Here is a 7,732-nt window from a genome sequence, read left to right on the forward strand (position 1 = left end):
CTAATATTGAAGAAATAGAGCGAGTGTTCTTATTTTTTGCAGGTGATATTGTTATATATAATTCAAATATAAATAATTGGAAGGACTATTCTATAAAGCTAATGCAAGAAAGTGAAGAACTTAAAAAGGTATTTCTCATAATATTGCAACATTTAGGAACAGGTATAAAAGATATAAAAGTAAAATATGAAGAAAATATAGTTAATATTGAAAGTTTTCCTATTGATATACCAGCTGGATTGAAAAGCTTATTAAAAGATAAGAAAACTATAAGTTCTGAAGCCAAAATAGTATATGATGATTTTGAAACTGATTTAGATATGGAAGAATCTACAGGTATAAAAAAATTATTTGAAATTATATGTCCGATTATCGACGTTTTAAAACACGGTAAGATAATGATATTTGACGAAATTGAAGTTGGACTACATGAGTCTGTGGCTTATAGCATAATTGAGCTATTTAACTATTTTAAATCAGATGAATTTGCTCAACTGTTTTTTACTACTCATGACACAAGTTTATTAGATTCTAATATATTTAGAAGAGATCAGATTTGGTTTACTGAATTAGATGAGGAACGTTCTACTGATTTGTATTCACTTTTAGAGATAAAAAATGTCAGAAAAGGCGAGAATTTAGCTAAGGGATATGTGATTGGTAGATACGGAGCTATTCCTATGTTGAATAAGAATTTTTCAGAAATATTCGAAGAGATTTCTAGCAATAATGGAGGAATGTAATGGGTAGAGATTTATCGTTAACTAGAAGGACTGAGGAAAGTCGAGATAAAAGGCCGTCTGCAGTTATTAATTTTGAACTTGATGAAATAAAAAATCATTTTGATGAAAACATTATGGATATAGAAAATCAGTTTGAAATTATTGATAGATTGGATGCTGAAGTAGATAAAGAAAAAATTGATTGTATATTGCGTTCTCAAATAGTATTTTTAGGAAGTTCTTTAGATTTTTACTTCCATGAAATTACAAAATTTGGGCTTATGAAGATATATGAAGGTATATGGGAAGAAACTACTAAATATAAAAATATAGAAGTTAAAATGAGTATAGTATCGCAAGTATTAAGAGAAAGAGAAAGTTCAGAATGGTTTATTGAGTTTATTAATAAAAAATACATAGAAGTTACTATGATGTCGTGGGATTCAATAAATAGTCAGTTAAATCTAATTGGACTAAATGTACAAAATATTGCTAAAGATGCTTTTTTTGAAAGAGGTTCTTCAGAAAAAGTAAAGGATAAATTAAAACGAAGAATAGGAGAATTATATAGGAGAAGAAATTCCATAGCGCACCAATTTGATCGATTGCATAGTGATGCAACAAGGATAGAGATATCCAAAGAACTAGTAATCGAATTTATAGAAGATGTAAAGAAAATAGTCTATGCAGTTCATGAGGATGCAAAAAATAAAAATTGATATACAAAATATTAACTTGAGAGACTAGCAATAGTCTCTTTTTCTGTGAAAAAAATAATTTGAAAAATTTTTGAGTTTAAAATTAAAAACATAATAATTATAAAATAACTCCAATCATCTCGCTTGAGGGATGCGTACAATGCATGAGATATAATCATAATGCTTGGAGGATATATGTGAACAAAGTTTGATGTATTATGAACAATTAATGTATAATTTATATCAAGTTTAAAAATTATGAAATAGGGGGATTTTAGATGGAGATATGTGAAAAATCAAAATGTACGGGGTGCCATGCGTGCTATAATGTGTGTCCGAAGGGATGTATAGATTTTGAGTTTGATGAGCATGGATTTTGTTTTCCTGTTGTAGATGAAAGAGAGTGCATGGAATGTAATTTGTGTGTTAGGAGCTGTCCTGCGAATAATGAGTCTGTGTTTAGTGAGCCTGAGGAGGTGTATGCTGCGTGGAATACGAATACGCCTGAGCGTAAGGCGAGTGCGTCTGGAGGAGTGGCTATGGCGATGTATGAGGAGATCGTGTCAGCTGGTGGCGTTGTTTACGGTGTTTGCATGGAGGAGAAGTTTTGGTTGAGATTTAGCAGAGCGGATAAAAGGGAGGACCTAAGTAAGTTTCAGGGATCTAAGTACGCACAGGCGGATGTCGGCGATGTGTTTAAGTCTGTAAAGGCGGATTTGGAGAATGGTAGAGAGGTTTTGTTTATAGGGACTCCGTGTCAGGTGGATGGGTTGAAGTTTTTTTTGAAAAAAACGTATGAAAACTTGTATGTGGTGGATTTGATATGTCATGGTGTGCCTTCTATAAAATATTTGACAGAGCATATCGACGGGATAAGCAAAAAGTACGACCTCAAGCCTAAGAGAGTTGGATTTAGAGAGGAGGACGATTATAAGTTTATCCTGTATGGAGATGAATCGGCTGATAAAATTTATGAAAAGACGGCGTTTTGCGATGAGTATATGCTGGGGTTTTTGAAGTCGCTTTTTAATAGGGATTCTTGCTATAATTGCAAATACGCAAATACGAAGAGAGTGTCGGATGTAACTTTGGGCGATTTTTGGGGAATCGGGAAAAAGTATAAATTCGATCATTATAAGGGCGCAGTTTCTCTGGTATTAGTAAATACTGACAAGGGACGAGATCTAATGAATTTGTGCAAAGAGAGCTTATTTATGGAGCCTAGGACACTTGATGAGGCGTTGATGGGAAATGAACAATTAAATTATCCATGTAAAAAGCACGTAAATCATGAAATGTTTAGAGAGATTTATAGGGAAAAGGGATTTGACATAGCTGTAGGTCACAGTCTAGAGAAGGAGCTCAAAAAAGGCCCTATATATTATAGAAAGAAACTTTTGAAGAAGAGAATAAAAAAATTGCTGGCGATATTTATAAAAAAATACAGAGGAATCTAGAATATGAATTAAATTAAAAAAAAATCGATAATATATTTAAAATAATTATTAATTCTGAAAATATAGGAAATTTATTGAAAATACATGTTAAAATATATATAATTATTAAATAATTAACATTTATAATTGAAAAATTTTCGTATAGGGGGAAATATTTATGTACAATAATATAGTAAATATTGAATCGACAGTGGATAGAGTATTTTCTTATACTGTTCAAAAACGAGAGGATAATGTATTTATAAAGGACATAGACTCAAATGTAGAGATAACTTGGAATCAAACTAGAGATATGGTTGATAAATTAAGCAAGGGCTTTATAAAAAGGGGAATTAAAAAGGGCGATCATGTTATGATATGGCTTCCAAATTCCTATAAGTGGGTATTGTTTTATTTAGCATTGGCTAGATTAGGCGCTGTTGGCGTTTTAGTCAATACAGCTAACAAAGAATTAGAGATGGATTATTTAATAAAAGACAGTGATTGTAAATTTATAATTATGTCTGAGGGGATAAAATCAATCAATTGTAAAAGCATAATAAAAAATCTTATTCCTAATGCATTTCAAAACGAGGATAATATAATTGAATCTTCTAATTATCCAAATCTGAAGCAAATAATTTTCGATTATGAATTAGAATCTATTATGGAGGATTCTGTCGATATAGATGATAAAACTTTGCAAAACATGTATGATTCTGTGAAATCAACTGATATAGTAAATATTTTATATACATCAGGAACTACTGGCGATCCAAAGGGAGTTATGGTAAATCAACGTTCTATTTTTTATAGCTTAATAGGTGCTATAGAGGGAATGGAATTAAATGAGACAGATACTGTAGGAACTTCACTACCTATGTTCCATAATTTTGGATTATATGGATTGATAGTGTATCCACTGATAGTCGGTGCAAAAAGCGTAATTATGGATGGATTTTCGCCATCAAAATTTCTAAAGGCTATAGAAACTGAAAGGGTGGTACTATCATTAGGTGTGCCTACTATGTTCATAGCCATGATGAATTATGAAAATTTAGATAATTATGATTTATCAAGTCATACTAAATGTTTACTAGGAGGTGCTGTATGTCCACCGGCATTAGTAGATGGATTATCTAAGGATTTTAAGGTGGAAAAGGTGTTTGTACTTTATGGACTAACAGAGTCACCAAGTGTAACTACTACGAGCTTAGCAGATCCATATGAAAAGGTTATACATTCTATAGGTAGACCGTCTAGAATTTACGATGTAAAAATCGTAGACCCTGAAACTAAAGAGGAGCTTCCTTGTAACAAGGTCGGCGAAATAACTGTAAAAGGTCTGGGCAATATGGATGGATATTACAACAAAGAGGAAGAAACTAAGAGATGCTTAACTGATGATGGCTGGTTCTATACAGGTGATTTAGCTAGTATGGACGAGGAAGGATATCTATATATATCTGGCCGCAAAAAGGACATGATAAAACGCGGTGGAGAAGGAATTCACCCTAAGGAAATCGAGAGCGTGCTACTAAAAAATGAGGCTATAAAGGATGTACAGGTAGTAGGCGTTCCTAGTGAAAAATACGGTGAGGAAGTAATGGCATATGTAATATTGAAAAACGGATATCAAATGTCAGAAGAAGACGTCAAGGAATACGTAAAAGAACGTCTAGCTATCTACAAAACACCTAGATACGTGAAGTTTATTGAAGATTTCCCTTGTACAATGACAGGTAAACCACAAAAATTTAAATTAAAGGAAATGGCGATAGAGGAACTTAATTTGTAAATAATGAGGTGGTGTTATGCAGGGTAAGGTTTCTGATAAAAAAGTATTGATGACAAAAACAAATGTCGCTATAGATATAAATAATAATAAAGTATATTTATTTTTTAAAAGATTATTAGATATAGTAGGATCAATATTTGCGCTGATAGTATTTTCACCTATATTTTTGATAGTATCTATTTTGATAAAAATAGATAGTCCAGAGGGAGGCATTATATTCGCTCAGGATAGAAATGGATTAAATGGTGAAATATTTAAAATGTATAAATTTAGAAGTATGGTACCTAATGCAGAAGAGCTTTTAGATGATTTAAAGCATAAAAACGAGATGGATGGCCCTGTTTTTAAGATAAAGGACGACCCTAGACTTACTAGAGTGGGAAGAATAATTAGAAAATTTAGCATAGATGAATTTCCTCAATTTGTGAACGTTTTAAAAGGGGAAATGTCTTTAGTAGGACCGAGACCTCCTATACCTAAGGAGGTCGAAGCTTATTCTGCATACGAAATGCAAAGACTCTATGTAAAACCTGGATTGACTTGTTACTGGCAAATCGGGGGGAGAAATAGCATTGGATTTGATGAGTGGATGGAGTTAGATCTCAAGTATATTTCAGAGAGAAGTATGCTAGTGGATATTAAAATAATATTGAAAACAATAAAAAAATTATTTGGAGATAAAAATGCAAGTTAATGATTTGGCGAAGAAAGAGGATATTTATCTAGGGAAAAAAATAATCGACTATTTATGTGGGATAAATTACAGACAGGTCTTTTTTGTATTATGTATCGACTTATTTATATTTCAAAATTTAATACAGGAGATAATTGGTCCGTTTAAATATTTTGATGAGCTGTTTTCCGTTCTTATATTTCCCGTGGCGTTTTTATATTTGATGCTGTCAAAGGGAAGGGTTCGCGTGAGAAAGGATAACATCGTTATAGTCGTATTATTGGGGCTTATAACGTGTTTTGGTCTTTATTCAAATTTAAAATATAAATACCAGCCTTTTTCAGCAGTATTTCAAGATGTGCTTTTAGTATGGAAATTTTATTTGGCTTATTTTGCAAGTAAAGCCTTGTTTTCATCAGAAATGAACGGAGATAGAATAAAATCGATATTAAATATAAATTGTAAGATAATAACTTTAATTTTATTTGCACTCACTTGTCTAGATTATGTATTTCATATATTTAGGACACAGATTAGATATGGATTGAGATCTTTGTATCTTTTTTATAGTCATCCTACATTTGTCGCTGGTGTATGTATATGCTTACTGGTTTTGATTGTTTATTCTGAGGTTAAAAAATCGAAGGTTACATATTTATATTTAGGAATGCTCCTGATTATGACTATGTTGACTCTAAGATCAAAGGCAATCGTAATGGCGGTTATTATAGTGATTTCCTACATTTATATGGTTGTATTTTCTAAGAAAATTTCTGTCGGCTTTTGGTTTGTAATAGCTGCTTTGGGGATTTTTTTGGCTTATGATCAAATATCGTACTATTTTTTTGATTTAGAGGATGGAGCTAGACAACAATTACTTAGAAATTCATTTTATATAGCTAGAGATTATTTCCCTTTTGGGACTGGATTTGGGACTTATGGTTCACATCCATCGAAGGAGATGTATTCTCCTGTTTATTATATATATGGACTTAATAAAATTTGGGGACTAGGAGAAGTGTATAACTTTTTTATATCAGACAATTTCTGGCCTATGATATTAGGTCAATTAGGATGCTTGGGTCTTTTGGGATATGTATCTATATTGATTGTATTTTTCAAAAGAATACAAAGAGCTTACAATCGTGAAAATAATAGAAAATATTTTGCAGCGATGATGCTTTTCTGTTATTTGCTAATAGCAAGTACTTCAGAATCGGCATTTGTACATACGTACGCTGTGATGTTTGCGTTGATATTTGGAATTTTAATATGATTTTTTAATATTAGGAGGGGCTATGGATAATATAGTGGAGATAGATCTTAGGAAGATTTTAAAAATAATAAGAAAAAATATATTGATACTTATAATAAGTACATTTGTGTGTGGTTTGGGGGCTTTTGTAGTCAGCAGATTTGTGATGCCGCAATTATATCAGGCTACTACTACATTGATTGTAAATAGAAATTTAAGTGAAGAAAATAAGGATGAATATGCTAATTCACCATATGCAGTTACTGATTTGGAATATTTCCGTAAGATAGCTAGCACATATATGGAGATACTTACATCGAAAACTATATTAAATCAAATTATAGAGAAGTTTGATTTGGATATTAAATACGAGGATTATTTGAAGGATTATATAGAAGTAGAGACATTAAATAATACAGAGGTCATACAGGTAAATATATTAGATGAAAATCCCGACAGAGCTATGAAAATATGCAATACTATACCAAGTCTGTTTGAAGAGGAGGTAGTTAGAATAACAAAGGTAGCTGGCATCGAGGTTATAGATAAGGCTAGCTTACCTGAAGAGGTCGAAAAACCTAATTTAATTCTTTTTACACTATTAGGCTTAGTGGGAGGATTTATATTAGGTTTGATGATAATATTCTTCAAACAAATATTAGACAATAAAATAAAAAATAAAGAGGATATAGAAGCTAAGCTAAAGATTACTTTACTAGGACAAATTCCTAAAATCAAGGATATGAAGCATAAGGTAATTTTGGCAGATGATAATTTAAATATGGACGCTGCAGAGTCATTTTTGAAAATCAGAACTAATTTAGAGTTTTCTAATATAGATAACAAGAATAATGTAATAGTATTCACAAGTACTAACAAAGGTGAAGGCAAGAGTACTACTATATGTAATAATAGTGTGTTTTTCTCTAGATTGGAAAATAAAAGGGTTTTATTGGTGGACTGTGATCTGAGAGAGCCTAAGGTCCATAAAATCATGGATATAAATAATAAAATAGGACTTGTCGAATTGTTAAAGGGCAAAAAGGAATTTGACGATGTAGTTCAAAGGATAAATGATAATCTAGATGTAATAACTGCAGGTCAAAAGATTATCAACCAAGTGGATATATTATCTTCTCAAAAAATGAAG

Annotated in this window: 7 protein-coding genes; all 7 read left to right on the forward strand. The window is 31.5% G+C overall.

Annotated elements, in window-relative coordinates; genetic code table 11:
• A partial coding sequence (locus tag MR593_RS01560; protein WP_290686252.1) for an AAA family ATPase occupies positions 1 to 743 on the forward strand: 743 nt, incomplete at its 5' end.
• Positions 743 to 1,441, forward strand: coding sequence for a HEPN domain-containing protein (locus MR593_RS01565; RefSeq protein ID WP_290686254.1), 699 nt, complete (start codon positions 743 to 745; stop codon positions 1,439 to 1,441). The genes MR593_RS01560 and MR593_RS01565, both read left to right, overlap by 1 nt.
• Positions 1,442 to 1,698: 257 nt before the next feature.
• Positions 1,699 to 2,877: a Coenzyme F420 hydrogenase/dehydrogenase, beta subunit C-terminal domain gene (locus tag MR593_RS01570; RefSeq protein ID WP_442908394.1), complete on the forward strand. Its 1,179-nt coding sequence runs from the start codon at positions 1,699 to 1,701 to the stop codon at positions 2,875 to 2,877.
• Between the two features lie 157 nt (positions 2,878 to 3,034).
• Positions 3,035 to 4,654, forward strand: a complete 1,620-nt coding sequence (locus MR593_RS01575; RefSeq protein WP_290686256.1) for an AMP-binding protein — start codon at positions 3,035 to 3,037, stop codon at positions 4,652 to 4,654.
• 16 nt (positions 4,655 to 4,670) lie between these two features.
• A complete protein-coding gene (locus MR593_RS01580) occupies positions 4,671 to 5,348 on the forward strand; it encodes a sugar transferase (protein ID WP_331474710.1) in 678 nt (225 codons plus the stop codon).
• On the forward strand, positions 5,338 to 6,603 hold the full coding sequence (locus tag MR593_RS01585) for a hypothetical protein (RefSeq protein WP_290686258.1): 1,266 nt from the start codon (positions 5,338 to 5,340) through the stop codon (positions 6,601 to 6,603). The genes MR593_RS01580 and MR593_RS01585 overlap by 11 nt, the downstream gene beginning before the upstream one ends.
• Positions 6,604 to 6,625: 22 nt before the next feature.
• Positions 6,626 to 7,732, forward strand: a 1,107-nt coding sequence (locus MR593_RS01590; RefSeq protein ID WP_290686260.1) for a polysaccharide biosynthesis tyrosine autokinase, incomplete at its 3' end; no start/stop codon positions are given.

The organism is Intestinibacter sp., assembly GCF_022780145.1.
Taxonomy (GTDB): domain Bacteria; phylum Bacillota; class Clostridia; order Peptostreptococcales; family Peptostreptococcaceae; genus Intestinibacter.

Coding starts and splice junctions, on each gene's coding strand:
- MR593_RS01565 (WP_290686254.1), top strand. CDS start 743: ATGGGTAGAGATTTATCGTTAACTAGAAGGACTGAGGAAAGTCGAGAT.
- MR593_RS01570 (WP_442908394.1), top strand. CDS start 1,699: ATGGAGATATGTGAAAAATCAAAATGTACGGGGTGCCATGCGTGCTAT.
- MR593_RS01575 (WP_290686256.1), top strand. CDS start 3,035: ATGTACAATAATATAGTAAATATTGAATCGACAGTGGATAGAGTATTT.
- MR593_RS01580 (WP_331474710.1), top strand. CDS start 4,671: ATGCAGGGTAAGGTTTCTGATAAAAAAGTATTGATGACAAAAACAAAT.
- MR593_RS01585 (WP_290686258.1), top strand. CDS start 5,338: ATGCAAGTTAATGATTTGGCGAAGAAAGAGGATATTTATCTAGGGAAA.